Genomic DNA, 18,405 nt, shown 5'->3' with positions numbered 1-18,405 from the left:
GTGCGCACGCAGACCGACGAAGGATACGCCCACGCGCTGGGCAACCGGCAGGTCCAGATGATCGCGATCGGCGGGGCGATCGGCGTGGGCCTGTTCCTGGGCGCCGGGGGCCGGCTGGCCGCCACGGGCCCCGCCCTGGTGCTCTCGTACGCCGCCGCCGGGCTCGCCGCGTTCTTCGTCATGCGGGCGCTCGGCGAGCTGGTGCTCTACCGGCCGGTGTCGGGGTCGTTCGTGGAGTACGCGGGCGAGTTCATCGGGCCGTGGGCGGCGTTCGCCAGCGGGTGGATGTACTGGGTCAACTGGGCGTTCACCGGCATCGCCGAGCTGACCGCGATCGCCGCGTACATCCACTACTGGGCGCCCGCGTTCCCCCAGTGGACGACGGCGCTGATCGCGCTGGGCTTCGTGCTGACCGTCAACCTGCTGTCGGTCAGGCTGTTCGGCGAGCTGGAGTTCTGGTTCGCCATGCTCAAGGTCCTCGCGATCACGGTCTTCCTGGCGGTGGGCCTGGTGCTGGTGGTCTTCTCCGTGGGCGGGGCGGGGCCGCACAACCTGGTCTCGCACGGCGGCTTCGCCCCCACCGGCCTGCCGCTGGTGCTGATGAGCCTGCAGTCGGTGGTGTTCGCGTACGCGTCGATCGAGCTGGTCGGGATCACGGCGGGCGAGACGGCGCGGCCGCACGAGGTCATGCCGAAGGCGATCAACGGGGTGGTGTGGCGCATCGCGATCTTCTACGTGGGGTCGGTGGCGCTGCTCGCCATGGTGCTGCCGTGGACCGCCTACCGCGCGGGCGTCTCCCCCTTCGTGACCGTCTTCTCCGGCCTCGGCGTCCCCTGGGCGGCCGACGCCATGAACCTCGTCGTGATCACGGCGGCGCTCTCGTCCTGCAACTCGGGCCTGTACGCCACGGGCCGCATCCTGCGCTCGATGGCCTTGAAGCACGAGGCGCCGCGCTTCGCCGGGGCACTCAGCGGCCGCCACGTCCCGGTCGGCGGCATCCTGTTCACCGCGGTCACCTTCCTGGCGGGGGTGGCGCTGTTCTACTTCCTGCCCGAGCGGGCGTTCAACATCGCCACGGCGGTCGCCTCGCTCGGTGTGATCACCACCTGGGGCGTGCTGGTCCACTGCCAGCTGCGGCTGCGGCGGTCGGGGCACCGCTCGGAGTTCCCGATGCCCGGCTCGCCGTACACGAACTGGCTCACGCTCGGCTTCCTGGCGCTGGTGGTGCTGCTGATGCCGTTCGCCGACCGCGATCAGCGGGTCGCTTTCTTCCTGGTCCCGGTCCTGGTGGCGGGCATCGCCCTGGGCTGGCTGGCGGTCAGGCGCCGCAGAGTCTCGAGCGACGCCCAGATCGCGGGTTAACCTCGATGAGGCAGGAGTCGCCGTACCGGGGGGAGGCCGCGCTGGACACGTCGAGACCGGAGACCGTCCGGCCGCCGGCGGCCCGCCCCAGGTGGCTCGTGATCGCCCGCATCGCGGCGGCCGCCGCCGTCGGCGCCTCGCTCGCCCTCGCCTGCCTGCCTCTCGGCGTCCTCCCCAAGCTGACCTGCGCCGTGTTCGACGCGGGCTGTCCCGCGCCCGAGCGGGCGCCGAGCGGGCGGTTACCCCAGCTGGTCCGCCTGACGCCGGTGCAGGTGGCGCAGAGCGGCGCGTACGTCGCGCTCGGCGACTCCTACTCCTCCGGCGAGGGCGTCTACGATCTCGATCAGCGGCCGCTCAACGACGGCGCCGACCGCTGCCACCGCTCGACCGGCTCCTACGTGCCGCTCGTCGCCCAGGCCTACCGCTTCGGCGGCGGCACCGCCTTCTACGCCTGCGCCGGCGCCACCACCGCCCAGCTCTTCTCCGGCCAATACGGCCAGCGGCCCCAGATCACCCGCGTGGGGCCGGCCACGAGCCTGGTGACGCTCAGCATCGGGGGCAACGACGCCGGCTTCACGAAGGTGCTGACCGCCTGCATCGCCAAGCTGCCGTGGTCGTCGGCGTGCGTCGACCAGGAGGCCGCCGTCACCCGCCGCATCGAGCGGTTGCGGACCGACATGCGCAAGGTGCTGCGCGAGCTGCGGGTGCGCGCGCCCGCTGCCCGCATCATCGTGCTCGGCTATCCCCGGCCGTTCCCCGAGGACCCCGTGGCGGGCGTCGACAACCTCGGCGTCGAGGACCAGCGGTGGCTCAACGGCATGACGCGGCGGCTCAACGACACGGTGGGGGCGGTGGCGGCCGAGTTCGACCGGGGGATCGCGGCGTTCGGGGGGACGGGGAGCGTCGAGTACGTGGACGCGTACGAGGCGTTCTCGGGGCATGAGGTGGGGCGGCCGGAGCCGTACCTGAACGGGTTGCACGTGGACATGGAGGAGCTCAGGGTCAACGCCCGCAGCTACCACCCGACGGGTGAGGGCTACCGCCGCTTCGCCGATCTGATCAGCAAGCAGATCGCCGCCGGCCCCGGCCGTCCCATGAACAACTTCCAACTGGCCAACCCCTGACCGGCCCCGGCGAGGCGACGAACGGCGCGTCCGGCACGCCTGGGTCCCGAAAGTGGGTCACGGCACCGAACCCGCACCGCGGGCCGGCCTCGGCGGCGACGTCGGCGTGAGGACGGCCGGGCGTGGGTGCAGGGCGGCGTGGCCCGGCACGACGCGCATCGGCGCAACCGGCACGGCGGCGCGGGCCCGGACGACCGGCACGGCGGCGCGGGGCCGGACGACCGGCACGGCGGCGCGGGGCCGTATCGCGGGCGCGGTGGGCGGCCGGGTGGGGCGTTACTGGGCGGCGCGTTCCTCCGCCAGGTGGAGGCCCGCCTCGATGACGGCGTTCATGATGGGGGCGAGCCGGGCCTCTCCCAGGGATGGCGCGCGCAGGGCCATTCTGGCGACCAGGGCGCGTTCCCGGGCCATGTCCCGCCCGGCGAAGCCGCCGACCGGCTTCAGGCGCTGCACGATGCCCGCCAGGGCGGCGCGGCGTTCGAGGAGGGTGGCCAGCGCGGCGTCCACGCGGTCGATCGCCTCCCGGCACTCCGGCAGCGTCGCGGGCGACTCGGGCCGCAGCAGCGCCCCGACGAGCGTCACGGCCTCCTCCGCCGGCCCGCGGCCCGGGCCGGTGACGATCAGGCCGTCGGCGCCGGCGGCCACGGCGGCCGCGGACAGGCCGGTGTCCTCGGAGACGTCGGCCAGGACCGGGCGGTCCGAGGTCAGGCGGGCCGTGCGCATCAGGCCGAGGTCCAGGCGGCCGCTCCGAGCTCCGTCGCAGAGGATCACCCGGCCGTCGCCCTCGGCGGCGCAGTAGTCGGCGAGCCCCAGCCACTCCTCCAGCGACGCGCCGGCGCGCCGTTCGACCACCACGGGCAGGCCGAGGCCGGCGGCCGCCCGCACCAGCGGGATGTCGCGCGTCCACGACGCCCCCACCACCACGGCGTCGGCCAGCTCGGCGATCGCCGGCAGGTCCGCCGCCGAGTGCGGCTCGGCCAGCGTGGCCCCATCCCGCAGCAGTTCGTACGCGTCCGCCCGCCCGCCGTGCGCCCGCAGGCTCACCCGGCCGCTGATCACCACGGCGGGCCCGTCGCCCACGAGCAGGTCCCCGACGGCCACCGCGTGCCGTTCCAAGGTCGATGACATTTCTCGACTCCCCATCCGGCCGGCTCCTGGAACCGGCAGAAAACCAAAAAGGCAGAGACAGGCGTCTCTGCCTTGTGCCGACTCCAGGTGGTCGCTAGCCGCCGACCGGCCCTCCCGGAGCCGGCTCGGTAAACGCGTAGCGACAAGTCATAGGTGGAACCCTACCCGAACCAACTCAGCTGCTGGACAGTCATTCTCAGATGGCGGACTGTCCTTCCGGCGAGTCGCCGTTGATCCCGGCCTATGGGAGTATTTCTTGGCCTAGAGGAGGGTTTGAGGCCGTTGATGTCGGATCGGAAGCAGGACGGACGTCGCATCGCCGGCCGCTACCAGCTGCAGGAACCCATCGGCAGGGGCGGGATGGGCATCGTCTGGCGTGCCTATGACGAGCTCCTCGACCGCACGGTCGCGGTCAAGGAGGTCAGGTACGCGGCCGCCTTGGGCGAGGAAGTGCAGCTCCTGAACCGGCGCACCATGCGCGAGGCGAGGGCGGCGGCCAGATTCGAGCATCCGAACGTGATCGTCGTGCACGACGTGATCGAGGAGGACGATCGTCCCTGGATCGTCATGCAGCTCGTGCAGTCGCGCTCGCTGGGCGCCGTCATCAAGCAGGAGGGCCCGCTGCCGCCCAAGAGGGTGGCCGAGATCGGCCTGGCCGTGCTGGACGCGCTGCACCGCGCCCACGAGGCCGGCGTGCTGCACCGCGACGTCAAGCCCGAGAACGTGCTGCTGGCCGACGACGGCAGGGTCGTGCTCACCGACTTCGGCATCGCCACGCTCGAGACCGAGACGCAGCTGACCGTGACGGGGCTGGCGGGCACGCCGGCGTTCATCGCGCCCGAGCGGCTCAAGGGCCTGCCCGCGCGGCGCGAGTCGGACCTGTGGTCGCTGGGCGCCACGCTGTACACGGCGGTGGAGGGCCGCTCGCCGCACGAGCGCGGCATGGCCCTGGCGACGATGCACGCCGTGCTGACCGACGAGCCGGACCCGGCGCGGAACGCCGGCCCGCTCACCGACGTGATCAGCGGGCTGCTGCGGAAGGAGCCGGTCCAGCGGCTGACGTACGAGGAGACCGAGCGGCTGCTGCGCCGGGCGATCGCGCAGACGAGCCCGGCGCCGACGGCGCAGTTCCCCGCGGCGCAAGAGCTCGAGGCGACGACGCCCAAGGCGCGCACCACGCCGGAGCCCCGCAAGGCGGCGCCCAAGCCGCGTAAACCGCCGTACCAGCCCACGCCGCGTCCGGTGCCGGTCGAGGACGACACGCCGACCGACCCGAACCTCGTCCCCGCCCCGGCCGTGCCGGAGACCGGCGCGCGCCTCACCCCGGCGACCGTGGACCCGCCGCCGCCGGCCGAGTCCACCATGGACGCGGGCCGGGCCGACCAGCGCCGGCCCGGCCCGGTCATCGCGGCGGCCGTGGCGGTCGTGCTGGTCGCGGGCATGGGCGGCTACCTCGGCCTGCGCTCGGCCCCCGACGACGGCACGCCGGACCCCGGCACCTCGCAGCAGGCCGCCGCCGTGCCGGAGACGCCGTCGCCGTCCCCTCCGAGCAGCCCGCCGAGCAGCTCGCCGAGCGCCTCCCCGCCACCGTCGGCCTCCCCGTCGGCGTCGCCGAGCACCAGCCCGAGCCCGACCGTGACCACCAGCCCCAGCCCGAGCCCCACGAAGGAGGCCGACCCGCTGCCGAAGGGCTGGAAGATGTACAAGGACAAGAAACTGGGCTTCTCCATCGGCCTGCCCAAGGGCTGGGACGTGTGGGAACGCGGCGGCACCTGGGTGAGGTTCAAGGGCCCGGGGGCGGCCTCGAACGCGTACGTCATGATCGACAAGGCCAAGAAGCCCGGCACGGACCCGTACAAGGACTGGAAGAAGCAGGAGCCCAGCCTCAAGCACAACTTCGGCGGCTACGAGAAGCTCGACATCAAGAAGCTCGACGACGACGAGCTCATGGGCTACATGAAGGCCGCCGCGGACTGGGACTTCACGTGGAAGACGAACACGGGCCTGACCCGCGTGCGCAACCGGGGCTTCACCACCACCGGCGGGGAGGCGTACGCGATCTACTGGCACACGCTGAACAGCCACTGGAAGGACGACTACGACTTCTTCGAGGGGTTCAACGCGACCTTCAAACCGGCCAAGTAGGCTGCTCTGCGTGGAAAGGCAGGTCAGTAACCGCTATCGCCTCATTGAGCCGCTCGGCGAGGGCGGCATGGGCGTGGTGTGGCGGGCCTATGACGAACTGCTCGACCGCACGGTGGCGATCAAGGAGGTGCGGTACACGGGCGTCGGCGACGCCAAGCGGGCCGAACTCGTCAAGAGGACCATCAGGGAGGCCAGGGCGGCGGGCCGCCTCGACCACCCCTCGGTGATCGTCGTGCACGACGTCGTCGAGGAGGACGGCCGCCCCTGGATCGTCATGCAGCTCATCCGGTCCCGCTCACTGGCCCAGGCGGTCGAGGAGCAGGGGCCGCTGCCGGTCGGGCAGGTCGCGATGATCGGCGGCATGGTGCTGGACGCGCTGCGGGCCGCGCACGCCGCCGGCGTGCTGCACCGCGACGTCAAGCCCGAGAACGTGCTGCTCGCCCACGACGGCAGGGTCGTGCTCACCGACTTCGGCATCGCCTCGATGGAGGCCGAGGCGGGGCTCACGGCGACCGGCGGGCTGGTGGGCACGCCCGCGTACATGCCGCCCGAGCGGCTCAACGGCGAGCCGGCCAGGCCGGAGTCGGACCTGTGGGCGCTGGGCGCGACGCTGTACGCGGCCGTCGAAGGGCAGCCGCCGTTCCGGCGCGACTCGTGGGCGGCGACGGTGGCGGCGGTGCTGCGCGACCGGCCCGAGCCGCCGTCGCGGGCCGGCGCGCTGACGCCGGTCATCACGGGGCTGCTGCGCCGGGACCCGGGCGCGCGGATGCCCGCCGAGGAGGCCGCCCGGCTGCTGTACGAGGTCGCGGCCGCCGCCCGGCACCCGATGCCGGCTCCTCAGCACGCCATGCCGTTCGCCCACGGCCTGGCCCCCGCGCCCGCCCCGGCGCCCGCCCCGGCGCCCGCCCCCGCGGCCCACCCGGCGGCCACCGGAGCGCGCCCCATGCATCCCACGGCGGGTGGAGCCCACCAGGCCCACCCCACAACCGATTCACCGCACGACGCGCGGCCTCCGGCCGGCCGGCCGCGTCCGACCGTGCCGGAAGGTCCGCGGCGGTCCCGCAAGGCGCTGTGGATCGGGCTGCCCGTCGCATTGGCCACGCTGGCGGTCCTGGGCACGGGCGGGATGATGCTCTACAACAGCTGGTCCGCGCAGTCCCCCACCTCCTCGCCCACCGCCTCGCCCACCGCCGGGAAGAGCTCGGCGACGACGCCCGCCCGGACGGTGCCCGCCGGCTGGCGGACGTTCACGAGCGAGGTGGGCCGGTTCTCGATCGCCGTGCCCAAGGAGTGGCAGGCCAAGAAGAACCCCAAGAGGGACAGCATCTCCATCTCCGGCCCCGGCACCCCCGGGACGCTGATCGTGGAGTGGACCGTGCCCGAGATGGTCTGGGTCGACCCGGCCAAGCAGTGGGCCGCCCTGGAACGGGAGATCCAGCAGAAGGGCGAGTTCCGCGAGTACACCAAGATCGGCATCACCTCCACGAAATACCTCGGCCGCGCGGCCGCCGACTGGGAGTTCACGAGGGTCCGCGACGGAAAGCTGATCCACGTGATCAACCGCGGCTTCCGCACCGCCGACGGCCGCCCCTACGCCCTCTACTGGGAGACCCTCGACTCCCGGTGGGCCCAGGACCGGCGCTATTTCACGACGTTCGCGAAGACCTTCAAACCGCTGTGAGACCCGAGGCGAAAGAGCAGGCGCATTTCTGGCGGCACCCGGCGGTGCCGGAGACGGACCTGCTCAGGGCCCGGTACGTCACGCACCGCTTCTCCCGGCACGTCCACGACGGCTACGCCATCGGCCTCATCGTCTCCGGCGTCGAGGAGTTCGACTACCGGGGCACCACCCACCGGGCGGCCGCGGGAGAGCTGGTGCTGGTCAACCCCGAGGCCGTGCACACCGGTCAGGCGGGCACGCCGGGCGGGTGGTCGTACCGCATGCTCTACCCGTCGATCGACGCCCTGGCGGGGATCGCGGCCGAGCTGGGCGCGCCGTTCGGGACGCCGCACTTCCCCGAGCAGGTCGTGCGCGACGATCCGGTGGCGGCGCTGCTGGCCGGCGCGCACCGGGCGGCCGAGCGGGGCGACGCGCTGGCCGCCTCGACGCTGAGCCGCACGCTGTTCGCCCGGCTGCTGGCCCGGCACGCCACGCCCCGGCCGGACACGGCACCGCCCCGGGAGGGCCGCCGGGCCGTCCGGGAGGCGCTCGACCTGCTGAACGCGAGCCTGCTGGACCCGCCGACGCTGGAGGACCTGGCGGACGCGGTGGGGGCGAGGCCGTTCCCGCTGCTGCGGGCGTTCAAGGAGGCGACGGGTCTGCCACCGCACGCGTACCTGACGTCGTTGCGGGTCGGCCGGGCGCGCCGGCTGCTCGAGTCCGGGATGCGGCCGGCGCTGGTGGCCGCCGAAGTGGGCTTCACCGACCAGGCCCACCTCACCCGGCATTTCCGCCGCATCGTGGGCGTGCCGCCCGCCGCCTACCAGCGTGCCGCAGGAACGTACAAGACCGGCGGTTCCCTCACCACCTAGCCTCTCGCCCCATGGATCAGACAACACATCGTTCCGCCGCCGTGCGGGACGGTCTCGGCATGGGCCTGGCCGTGGGGCTGTCCGGGGTCGCCTTCGGGGCCGCCGCGGTCACCGCGGGCCTGAGCGTGCCGCAGGCCTGCGTGCTGAGCCTGCTGGCGTTCACGGGGGCCTCGCAGTTCGCGCTGACGGGCGCGGTCGGCGCCGGCGGGGACCTGGTGGCCGCCACCGCGGGCGCGCTGCTGCTCGGCAGCCGCAACACGCTGTACGGCCTGCGCCTGGCCGACCTGCTGCGGGTGCGCGGCGTGCGCCGGCTGGTGGCCGCGCAGGGCGTGATCGACGAGACCACGGCCGTCTCCCTGGCCCAGCCGGACCCCGCGGCGGCCCGCGCCGGATTCGTCGCCACGTTCGCCAGCCTGTACGTCACCTGGAACCTCACCACGCTGGCGGGCGCGTTCGGCACGTCGTTCCTGGGCGACCCGGGTGTGCTGGGCCTGGACGCGGTGGGCCCGGCCGCGTTCCTGGCCATCCTGTGGCCGCGGCTGGCGTCCGGCCCGGAGCTGCGCCGGCTGGCCGCGGTCGCCGTCGCGGTCGCGCTGTGCGCCACCCCGTTCCTGCCGCCCGGCGTGCCGGTGCTGCTGTCCGCCGCTGCGGTCCTGGTGGTGATGGCGCGATGACGTTGTGGTGGGCCATCGCCGCGCTCTGCGCGGGCTGCTACGCGCTGAAGCTGGCCGGGCTGGCGGCGCCCCGGAGGGTGCTGGACCATCCGGGCGTGCGCAGGTTCGCGGAACTGGTGCCGGTGGCGCTGCTGGCGGCGCTGATCGCGGTGCAGGTGTTCACGGAGGAGGGCGGGCTGCACGTCGATCCGGCCCGCACGGCCGGGCTCGGGGCGGCGGCCGTGGCGCTGCTGCTCAGGGCGCCGTTCCTCGTCGTCCTGGCGGCCGCGGCGGTCGTCACCGCGCTTGCCCGGATACTTCTGGGGTAGCCGTCATGCATGTCCGATTCAGCGGGGATGATCGGCGGGAGATATCGCCTGCTCAAGATGATCGGCAAGGGCGGCATGGGCAAGGTGTGGCAGGCGCACGACGAGGTGCTCGGCCGCGACGTCGCCGTGAAAGAGGTGCTGCCGCCGCCTGATCTGAACGAGCCCGAGCGCGAGGTGTTCTCGGTGCGCACGTTCCGGGAGGCCAGAGCGGCCGGCCGGGTGGCGCACCCCGGCGTGGCGACCGTTTATGACGTGCTGGAGGAGCGCGGCCACCCGTGGATCGTCATGCAGCTCGTCCAGTCCCGCACGCTGGGCGACGTGATCCGCGAGGACGGCCCGATGTCCCCGGCCGAGGCCGCGAGCATCGGGCTGCAGCTGCTGGAGGCGCTGCGCGCGGCGCACGCGGCCGGGGTGCTGCACCGGGACGTCAAACCGGACAACGTGCTGCTCGCCGAGGACGGCCGGGCGGTGCTCACCGACTTCGGCATCGCCACCACCGAGGACGAGGCGCCGGTCACCAGGACGGGCATCCTGATCGGCACCCCCGCCTTCATGGCGCCCGAGCGCGCGGCGGGCGGCTCGGCCAGGCCCGCGTCGGACCTGTGGTCGCTGGGCGTGACGCTGTACATGGCCGTCGAGGGCCACTCGCCGTTCCAGCGGGACAACGCGCTGGCCACGCTCGGCGCGGTCATGCACGCCGAGCCGGAGCCGCTGGCCCGAGCCGGCGTGCTGGGCCCCGTGCTGCTGGGCCTGCTGCGCAAGAACCCGGCCGAGCGCATGACGCTGGAGGAGGCCGAGCGGCGGCTGACCGCGATCCTGGCGGGCAGCGTGCCCGAGCGGACCGGGCCGGTCCAGGTCCCGGCCACGGCGGTCCAGGGACGGCGGCGCCGGCTGCCGCTGGCCGCGATCGGCGGCGGCGCGCTGCTGGTGGCCGTGGTCACGGGCGGCGCCGCCTGGTGGTCCAGCCGTCCCTCCGGCCCGGTGCACTCCCCCAAGCCCGTGCCCGCCGTGGTCACCACGCCCTCCGTCCCGTCGCCGTCCGAGGAGCCGTCCTCGGCGCCCACGGAGAACGACACCCAGACGGCGCCCGCCGTGCCCGCGTCGCCCGAGTCCACGTACGAGCCGCCGGCGCCGCGCAGCAGCCCGCCGCCCACCAGGGGGCAGCCGAGGACCCCGTCGGACGAGCGGAAGACCCCCACCGAGGAGCCGACGCCGGAGAAGTCCAAGAAGGACAAGCAGGAGTCGCCCACCCAGAAGCCCGGCGAGGTCGACGGGTCGGACGAGGGCACCGGCGAGGGCTCCGGCGAGGGCTCGGACGACTCCGACGACTCCGGCGGCTCCGGCAACGGCCGGGCGACGGACGCGCAGAAGAAGAAGCAGAAGGGCGGCCGGGCCGGCTGACCGTGCGCCCCCGGCGGTCCCCGCCCCTGTCTCCGGGGCATGAGCGAGATCGACCTGCCGGTGGTGATCCCCGCCGGCATGCCCGCCGTGCGGGAGGCGCGGCGGGGGCTCAGGACTCGGCGCGGACGATGTCCAGGGCCTTCTGCAGGTCCTGCGGATAGTCGGTGCTGAACGACATCCACTCCCCCGTGGACGGGTGCTCGAACCCGAGCGCCACGGCGTGCAGCCACTGCCGGGTGACCCCCAGCCGGGCCGCGAGCGTGGGGTCGGCGCCGTAGAGCAGGTCGCCGACGCACGGGTGGCGCAGCGCCGCCATGTGCACGCGGATCTGGTGGGTGCGCCCGGTCTCCAGCTTGATGTCCAGCAGCGAGGCCGCGCGGAACGCCTCGACGGTGTCGTAGTGGGTGACGGAGGGCTTGCCGCCGGCCACGACCGCGAACCTGCCGTCACCCGACGGGTGCCGGTCGATGGGCGCGTCGACCGTGCCTCTGAACGGGTCGGGATGCCCCTGCACCAGCGCGTGGTAGCGCTTGTCGACCGTACGCTCCTTGAAGGCGCGCTTGAGCCGCGAGTAGGCGTGCTCGCTCTTGGCCACCACCATGGCGCCCGTGGTGTTGGCGTCCAGGCGGTGGACGATGCCCTGGCGCTCGGCGGCTCCGCTGGTGGCGATCGTGTGGCCGGCCCCGAGCAGGCCGCCGATCACGGTGGGGCCCGTCCAGCCGACGGTCGGGTGGGCGGCCACCCCGATGGGCTTGTTGACCACGACGATGTCGTCGTCCTCGTACACGACAGTCATGCCGGGCACCGGCTCGGCCACCGGCATGGGCGTGGTGACGGGCGGCGGCAGGGTCACGTCCAGCCACGCGCCCGCGTGGACGCGGTCGGACTTGGCCGGCTGGCGGCCGTCGACCAGCACCTCGCCGGCGCCGATGAGCTCGGCGGCGCGGGTGCGGGAGAAGCCGAACAGCCGCGAGAGTGCGGCGTCGAGCCGCTCACCCTCCAGCCCGTCGGGGACGGGCAGGCTCCGTTGCTCAGCCACTCTTCTCGCCCCCCTCGCCGTCCGTCTCCTTGGTCTCCTTGGTGCCGTCGATCTGCACGTTGCGCCAGGCCAGGAACACCGCCAGGATGCCGCCGCAGACGATCGCGGAGTCGGCGATGTTGAAGATGGGGAAGTAGTCGATGATCGGGAAGTGCCCCGGGAGCACCTCGATGAAGTCGACGACGTGCCCCTGCAGCTGCGTGGAGCGGCCGAACCCCGACGGGTAGCGCAGCAACCGGTCGGTGAGGTTGCCGAGCGCCCCGCCGAGGAGCAGGCCGAGCGTGACCGCCCAGGCGCGGCTGCCGAGCTTGCGCGCCGTGCGCACGATGGCCACCACGACCGCAGCCGCGATCAGCGTGAAGACGAAGGTCATGCCGGTGCCGATGCTGAAGGCGGCGCCGGAGTTGAAGATCACCCGGAACTGCAGGACCTCCGGGATCACGACCAGCGGCGCCTTGCCCTCCAGCGTCTCCAGCACCACCGTCTTGGTGATGAGGTCGGCCGCGTAGATCACGGCCGCCAGCACGACGAGGACCGCGAACAGGCGGCCGCGGGGCCTACCCGTCGGCGCTGCTACCGGCGCTCCTCCTTCTGCTTGCAGGCCACGCACAGCGTCGCCCTCGGGAACGCCTGAAGGCGTTCCTTGCCGATCGGCTTGTGGCACGATTCGCACACTCCATAGGTCCCTGCGTCGATCCTGGCGATCGCACGTTCGTTCTGCGCGACCAGATCGCGCGCATTCAGGGTAAGGGCGATCTCGCGTTCGCGCTCGTACGTCTTGGCACCTGCGTCCGCCGGATCGTCGCCGGCGCCCTGGGTGACGTCTCCAGAGGCTATCTCCGTCTCGTGGCGGAGGATGTCGGCCTCCAGCTCGTCGATCTCGGCCTGGAGCGTGCTGCGAACCTCGGCCAGCTCCTCGTCCGACCACATCGACGGGGTAGCGGTCTGCGTGACTGCCGCCATGGTGTGCCTCCATTGCTGATCAAGGCCGTTAAGGGTGCGGGCAGCTTAGGATCCTGATAACGGAACGGCAAACGACCCGCCGGACGGTTTACCTCCCCCGTACTATCCCGCCTCGCCGATTCAACTCCTCCTCAGCGACGTCCATTCCCACAACTTTGTTGCCGTTTACGCCTTCCGTACCGACGGCGTTACCGACGGCGTGGCCGGCGCGGGGCGGGAGCAGGAAAACCTGGAAGCCTCAGCCTCCACTCTGCGTTATGGTTTGAGACTGCAAGGCGTTGATGGGGCCCGACTGTGAGGGATATCACCCCGGAGCCGCCGGAAGAACGGCTCTCAGGAGCTCATTAGAACCGGCAGCAGACCAAATGAAGAGGGCCCACAAGCCCGCAGGGGTTGTGGGGGAAGAGGCCCTTCCACGCCCTTCCGGGGCGTGCGGGGGGCGGAGCCCCCGCAGGTGGGTCAAGAAGGGTGGTACCGCGGAGCCGCGTGGCTTCGTCCCTTCGCGCTTGCCCAACCGGACGATCAAGCGTGGAGGTCACGCCCGAAATGTCTTCCCCAACCTTCCGCCCTCTTCCCGCGCAGGTCGACCTGCCCGCGCTCGAGCGCGAAGTCCTCGACCGCTGGCGGGACGGGAAGATCTTCGAGCGTTCCGTGGAGCAGAACTCCGGCAATCCCGCCTGGGTCTTCTACGAGGGCCCGCCCACCGCCAACGGCCTGCCGGGCGTGCACCACGTCGAGGCGCGCGTGTTCAAGGACCTCTTCCCGCGTTACAAGTCCATGCGCGGATTCAGCGTTCCGCGCAAGGCCGGATGGGACTGCCACGGCCTGCCCGTCGAGGTGGGCGTCGAGCGCGAGCTGGGCCTGTCCGGCAAGAAGGACATCGAGACGTACGGCATCGCCGAGTTCAACGCCAAGTGCCGCGAGTCGGTGCTGCGGCACGTGGACGCGTTCGAGCAGATGACCGAGCGGATGGGTTACTGGATCGACCTGTCCCAGGCCTACCGGACCATGGACCCGTCCTACATCGAGTCGGTCTGGTGGTCCCTGAAGGTCATCTTCGACAAGGGGCTGCTGTTCCGCGACTTCCGGATCACGCCGTACTGCCCGCGCTGCGGCACCGGTCTGTCCGACCACGAGCTGGGCCAGCCCGGCGGCTACGAGAACGTCTCCAGCCCGTCGGTCTACGTCCGCATGCCGGTGACCTCCGGGCCGCTCGCCGAGCTGAACGCCGCCCTGCTGGTGTGGACGACCACGCCGTGGACGCTGGTGTCCAACACGGCGGTGGCCGTGCACCCCGACGTGACCTACGTCGCGGCCCGCACCACGGACGGCGAGGTGCTGGTCGTGGCCGAGCCGCTGCTGTCCGTGCTCGGCGAGGGCGTCACCGAGGTGGCCCGCTACACCGGCCGCGACCTGGAGCGCACGACGTACTCGCGCCCGTTCGAGCTGGTCGACATCCCCGGCGCGCACTACGTCGTGCTCGGCGAGTACGTCACCGTCGAGGACGGCACCGGCCTGGTCCACCAGGCGCCGGCCTTCGGCGCCGACGACATGGCCGTGATCAGGCGGTACGACATGCCGGTCGTCAACCCGATCGGCCCCGACGGCCGCTTCCTCGACGACGTGCCCATGGTCGGCGGGACGTTCTTCAAGGACGCCGACGAGGAGCTGACCGACGACCTGCGCGCCCGCGGCCTGCTGTTCCGCGGCGGCCACTACGAGCACGCCTACCCGCACTGCTGGCGCTGCCACACGCCCCTGCTCTACTACGCGCTCCCGTCGTGGTACATCCGCACCACCGCGGTCAAGGACCAGATGCTGGCCGAGAACGCCGGCACCAACTGGTATCCCGACAGCATCAAGTGGGGCCGGTTCGGCGACTGGCTGCGCAACAACGTGGACTGGTCGCTGTCGCGCTCGCGTTACTGGGGCACGCCGCTGCCGCTGTGGGTGTGCACGGCCGACGAGTCCCACGTGACCTGCGTCGGGTCGCTGGAGGAGCTGGGCGGCCTGGCGGGCCAGGACGTCTCGGCGCTCGACCCGCACCGCCCGTACGTCGACGACGTCACCTTCGACTGCCCGGCCTGCGGCGCTCTCGCGCGGCGCGTCCCCGACGTCATCGACGCCTGGTACGACTCGGGCTCGATGCCGTTCGCGCAGTGGGGCGAGCGCGGCAAGCCCGAGGGCGTCTACCCGGCGCAGTTCATCTGCGAGGCCACCGACCAGACCCGCGGCTGGTTCTACTCGCTCATGGCCGTCGGCACGCTGGTCTTCGGCCAGTCCTCCTACGAGAACGTGCTCTGCCTGGGCCTCATCCTGGCCGAGGACGGCCGCAAGATGAGCAAGCACCTGGGCAACGTCCTGGAGCCGATCCCCCTGATGGACCAGCACGGGGCCGACGCGCTGCGCTGGTTCATGGCCTGCTCGGGCTCACCGTGGGCGGCCCGCCGCGTGGGGCACAACGCGCTGGAGGAGATCGTCCGCAAGGTCCTGCTGACGCTGTGGAACACCTCGTCGTTCTTCACGCTCTACGCGGGCGCCGAGTCGTGGTCGCCGGCCAAGCTGGCCGAGGCCGCACCGGCGGGCGAGCGGCCGCTGCTCGACCGCTGGGCGCTGGCCGAGCTGCACCGGACGGTCGCCGAGGTGACGGCGGCGCTGGACGTGTTCGACAGCGTGCGGGCGGGCCGCCGGCTGGGCGACTTCCTCGACGACCTGTCCAACTGGTACGTCCGCCGCTCGCGCCGCCGGTTCTGGCAGGGCTCGGAGGACGCGTTCGCGACGCTGTACGAGTGCCTGGAGACGGTGCTCAGGCTGATGGCGCCCATCACGCCGTTCGTCACCGACTACCTGTGGGACATCCTGCGCTCGCCCGAGGCGCCCCCGTCGGTGCACCTGGCGTCCTGGCCGCAGGTGCGCGAGGACCTGCTCGACCCGGCGCTGTCCGACCAGATGGCCCTCGTCCGGCGCCTGGTGGAGCTGGGCCGCTCGGCCCGCGCCTCGTCGGGCGTCAAGACGCGGCAGCCGCTCAGGCGGGCCCTGGTGGGCGCGCACGGCTGGCAATCGCTGCCGGGCGAGCTGCGCGGGCTGGTGGCCGACGAGCTCAACGTCCAGACCCTGGAGGACATGTCCGGCTTCAGCGCCGATCTCGTGTCCTACACGGTCAAGCCCAACTTCCGGGCGCTGGGCAAGCGGTTCGGGCCGCAGACCAAGCTGGTGGCCGCCGCGGTGACCGCCGCCGACCCGGCCCGGGTGGCGCGCGCCATCCGCTCCGGCGGCACGGTGATGGTGGAGGCGGACGAGCTGGGCGAGATCATGCTCGGCCCGGACGACGTGATCGTCAACGAGCAGCCCCGGGCGGGCTGGGCGGTGGAGACGGGCGCGATCGGCGCCAGCTCGGCCGAGACCGTGGCCCTCGACCTGGAGCTCACCGACGAGCTGCGCCGCGCCGGGCTGCTGCGCGAGGTCATCCGCCTGGTGCAGGAGGCCCGCAAGGCGACCGGCCTGTCGATCACGGACCGGATCGCGCTGTGGTGGTCCACCTCGTCACCAGACCTGGCCGCGGCGCTGCGGTCGGAGCCGCACGTGGTGGCGGAGGAGGTTCTGGCGACGACGGTCACGGAGGGCACGGTGGCGGACCTGCCGTCCCACGCGGACGAGGACCTGTCCCTGACCTTCCAGCTCCGCCGCGCCTGACCCGGCGGCGGGCGGCCCCGTCGCCGGGTCAGCCGGTCACGTGCGTTCCGGCCGCACGCCGCCGGCCACGTGCCTTCGGCCGCCCACCGCCCGCCAGGTGCCTTCCGGCCGCCCGCGCCGCCCCTGGGCCGTGGGACGCGCTCCCGCGGCCCGGCCTTATCGGGGGGGCTCAGGTGCGGGCCAGGTGCAGCCGGATGCGGGTGCCGGCGGGGTCCGAGCGGATCTCGAGCAGCTCGCACAGCTGGCGTGCCACCCACAGGCCGTGCCCCCGCTCCGCGGTGGGCTCCGGCGGCAGGTAGCCCGGCAGGCGGGCCTCCAGCCGGCCGGGGTCGGCGACCTCGCAGACGACGAACGTGCCGTCGGCCCACATCAGGATGCGGCCGTGCCCGGCGCCGTGCTCGACGGCGTTGGCGGCGACCTCGTTGACGGCCAGCAGCAGCCGCTCGATGCGGTGGTCGGGCAGGCCGAGCCGCCGGGCCGCGGCCGAGACCAGGCGCCGCATGCCGTGCAGGTCGTCGTCGAAGCCGATCTCCGTGGCGTCCGCCGGGGGCGGCGGGAGCGGGAGGAGGTCGGAGGCGCAGGTGAAGGCGTCCGGATCGACGTAGGCGTCGCTGACTCGGGTGCCTTCGCCGGTCTGGAGCCGCGGGTGGGTGCGTCGGGCGTCGGCGACGATGCGGGCGGGCAGCGTGCGCGCGTCGTACGGGCAGAGGATCCAGGCCGGCTGGGCGGCGAACGCGGCATTGATCACCGACTCGTACCGCGTCCACTCGGCCTCCTCCAGCGCGGTGCGGCCGTGCCACACAGGCTCGCCGATGACGCGTATCCGGCCGTGCCAATTCTTGTGCGTGTCCACGTAGCGGGCGTAGGCGGCCAGGGTGCGGCCCGGCGCGTCGTACCAGTCGCCGGCCTCGACGAACTCGACGCCGGCCGCGGCGCTCCCCAGCGCCCCCGCGAGCAGGCCGATGTTGGCGGCGCCGGTCACGGCCAGGACCTTCTCGCCCGCGGCCAGCCCGTCCAGGCAGAAGGCGGTGGTGGCGGCAAGGAACTCCGCGTCGCCGCGGTAGATCAGCGCATGGTGGACCAGCCGCGGCCCGCGGCCGGCGGCGACGGTACTCATGTGCGTGCGGCCTCCTCGAGCATCACCTCGGGCCCGTCCCCAACCATATAGCTCACGTAGCCGCGTATACAGAGACGAATCCGGAGGACGGGCGAAAGTGCCGTGAGGCGGACGGCGGCCGATCAGCCGCCGCCGTCGGCGCGGGGGTCGAGCACCAGCGTGGTCTGACGCTCGGCGGCGACCTGGAGCGTACGCAGCCGCAGCAGCGCCGGGTGCTCCTCCAGCAGCCGCGCGGTGTTGGCCAGGGAGCGCAGCGCCGCCGCCTCGGCGCGGGCCTCCTCCAGCGCCGCCTTGCCCCGCTCGCGCGCGATCACCACGTCCATCGCGGCGCGCCGCAGCTCGCCCGGCAGCATGAGGTCGCGCACGCGTACGTCGGAGACCTCGATCCCGAACCCGGACGCCTCAGCCTGGACCAGGCCGGTCAGCCCTTCGGAGAGCGCGGCCCGGTCGGCGAGCGCCGCCTCCAGGGACAGGCCGGCGACCCGCTGCCGGATCGCGTCCTGGACGGTCGCGTAGAGGAACTGGTCGGGCGAGGTCGCCGCCGCGGTGTAGGCGGCGGGGTCGGTGACCTTCCACTGCGCCGTCACGGTGACCCGCACGGTCACGCCGTCCGCGGTGATGAGCTCCTGGCCGGGCACGGTGAGCAGGCGCGGCCGCAGGTCGACGGTGACCAGTTGGGTGCGGCGGGGGCGGTAGCGATGCCGCCCGGGCTCCAGGACGCGCTGCAGCCGCCCGTCCACGTACATCAGGACGCGCTGCCACTCCATCACGGTCACGTGTGCCGCCACTACTGCTCACCTCCATGAGACAGGGATGGGACGATCCCCGGGCACCGCCGACGGCGCGGCGGGGACGTCCCCGGCCGCCGCCCGGAGGCGGTGGTCCGGGAGTCCGCAGGGCCTTGCCGTCGTTGCCGAGG

At 73.0% G+C, this 18,405-nt stretch carries 15 protein-coding genes; 9 read left to right on the top strand and 6 right to left on the bottom strand.

Going from position 1 to position 18,405, the window contains the following annotated elements; genetic code table 11:
* Positions 1-1,362, top strand: a complete 1,362-nt coding sequence (locus ID574_RS43660) for an amino acid permease (RefSeq protein WP_188194940.1) — start codon at positions 1-3, stop codon at positions 1,360-1,362.
* Positions 1,363-1,367: 5 nt separating this feature from the next.
* Entirely contained in the window at positions 1,368-2,486 is a 1,119-nt protein-coding gene (locus ID574_RS43655) for an SGNH/GDSL hydrolase family protein (RefSeq protein ID WP_188194939.1), read from the top strand.
* Between the two features lie 276 nt (positions 2,487-2,762).
* Here ID574_RS43655 and ID574_RS62510 read toward each other — a convergent pair whose 3' ends face one another.
* Positions 2,763-3,614: a chorismate mutase gene (locus ID574_RS62510; RefSeq protein WP_188194938.1), complete on the bottom strand. Its 852-nt coding sequence runs from the start codon at positions 3,612-3,614 to the stop codon at positions 2,763-2,765.
* 285 nt (positions 3,615-3,899) lie between these two features.
* Between ID574_RS62510 and ID574_RS43645 the strand changes: the two genes are divergently transcribed.
* From ID574_RS43645 to ID574_RS43620, 6 genes are read left to right on the top strand one after another with little or no spacing between them, the layout of a single operon-like run.
* Positions 3,900-5,759 carry a serine/threonine-protein kinase gene (locus tag ID574_RS43645; RefSeq protein ID WP_188194937.1) on the top strand — a complete coding sequence of 620 codons (1,860 nt, stop codon included), beginning with the start codon at positions 3,900-3,902 and terminating at the stop codon, positions 5,757-5,759.
* A 10-nt stretch (positions 5,760-5,769) separates the two neighbouring features.
* On the top strand, positions 5,770-7,440 hold the full coding sequence (locus ID574_RS43640; protein WP_188194936.1) for a serine/threonine-protein kinase: 1,671 nt from the start codon (positions 5,770-5,772) through the stop codon (positions 7,438-7,440).
* A complete protein-coding gene (locus ID574_RS43635) occupies positions 7,437-8,291 on the top strand; it encodes an AraC family transcriptional regulator (protein WP_223167686.1) in 855 nt (284 codons plus the stop codon). The genes ID574_RS43640 and ID574_RS43635 overlap by 4 nt, the downstream gene beginning before the upstream one ends.
* 11 nt (positions 8,292-8,302) lie before the next feature.
* The gene (locus tag ID574_RS43630; protein WP_188194935.1) at positions 8,303-8,965 is read left to right on the top strand and encodes an AzlC family ABC transporter permease; all 663 of its coding nucleotides are present in this window, start codon (positions 8,303-8,305) and stop codon (positions 8,963-8,965) included.
* Positions 8,962-9,273: an AzlD domain-containing protein gene (locus ID574_RS43625; protein ID WP_188194934.1), complete on the top strand. Its 312-nt coding sequence runs from the start codon at positions 8,962-8,964 to the stop codon at positions 9,271-9,273. Before ID574_RS43630 ends, ID574_RS43625 begins: the two co-directional genes overlap by 4 nt.
* A 9-nt stretch (positions 9,274-9,282) precedes the next feature.
* On the top strand, positions 9,283-10,674 hold the full coding sequence (locus ID574_RS43620) for a serine/threonine-protein kinase (RefSeq protein ID WP_188194933.1): 1,392 nt from the start codon (positions 9,283-9,285) through the stop codon (positions 10,672-10,674).
* A 109-nt stretch (positions 10,675-10,783) separates the two neighbouring features.
* On the opposite strand, the gene ID574_RS43615 is transcribed toward ID574_RS43620, so the two are convergent.
* The 3 genes from ID574_RS43615 to ID574_RS43605 are packed head-to-tail and all read right to left on the bottom strand — an operon-like array spanning position 10,784 to position 12,676.
* Entirely contained in the window at positions 10,784-11,713 is a 930-nt protein-coding gene (locus ID574_RS43615) for an RluA family pseudouridine synthase (RefSeq protein ID WP_188194932.1), read from the bottom strand.
* Positions 11,706-12,239, bottom strand: a complete 534-nt coding sequence (gene lspA / locus ID574_RS43610; protein WP_188194931.1) for a signal peptidase II — start codon at positions 12,237-12,239, stop codon at positions 11,706-11,708. Before lspA ends, ID574_RS43615 begins: the two co-directional genes overlap by 8 nt.
* Before the next feature lie 47 nt (positions 12,240-12,286).
* On the bottom strand, positions 12,287-12,676 hold the full coding sequence (locus ID574_RS43605) for a TraR/DksA family transcriptional regulator (RefSeq protein ID WP_188194930.1): 390 nt from the start codon (positions 12,674-12,676) through the stop codon (positions 12,287-12,289).
* Positions 12,677-13,222: 546 nt separating this feature from the next.
* Here ID574_RS43605 and ileS point away from each other — a divergent pair.
* A complete protein-coding gene (gene ileS / locus ID574_RS43600; protein WP_188194929.1) occupies positions 13,223-16,369 on the top strand; it encodes an isoleucine--tRNA ligase in 3,147 nt (1,048 codons plus the stop codon).
* A 169-nt stretch (positions 16,370-16,538) separates the two neighbouring features.
* Here the strand turns inward: ileS and ID574_RS43595 are convergent, their stop codons facing one another.
* Both ID574_RS43595 and ID574_RS43590 read right to left on the bottom strand, forming a co-directional pair.
* Positions 16,539-17,486, bottom strand: a complete 948-nt coding sequence (locus tag ID574_RS43595) for a sensor histidine kinase (RefSeq protein ID WP_188194928.1) — start codon at positions 17,484-17,486, stop codon at positions 16,539-16,541.
* Between the two features lie 122 nt (positions 17,487-17,608).
* The gene (locus ID574_RS43590) at positions 17,609-18,274 is read right to left on the bottom strand and encodes a slipin family protein (protein ID WP_188194927.1); all 666 of its coding nucleotides are present in this window, start codon (positions 18,272-18,274) and stop codon (positions 17,609-17,611) included.
* Between the last annotated feature and the right edge of the window lie 131 nt (positions 18,275-18,405).

Source organism: Nonomuraea sp. SYSU D8015 (genome assembly GCF_008065375.1).
Lineage (GTDB): Bacteria > Actinomycetota > Actinomycetes > Streptosporangiales > Streptosporangiaceae > Nonomuraea.
Note: the sequence above shows the minus strand (reverse complement) of the source record. Positions and strands in the feature narration are given on the sequence as shown.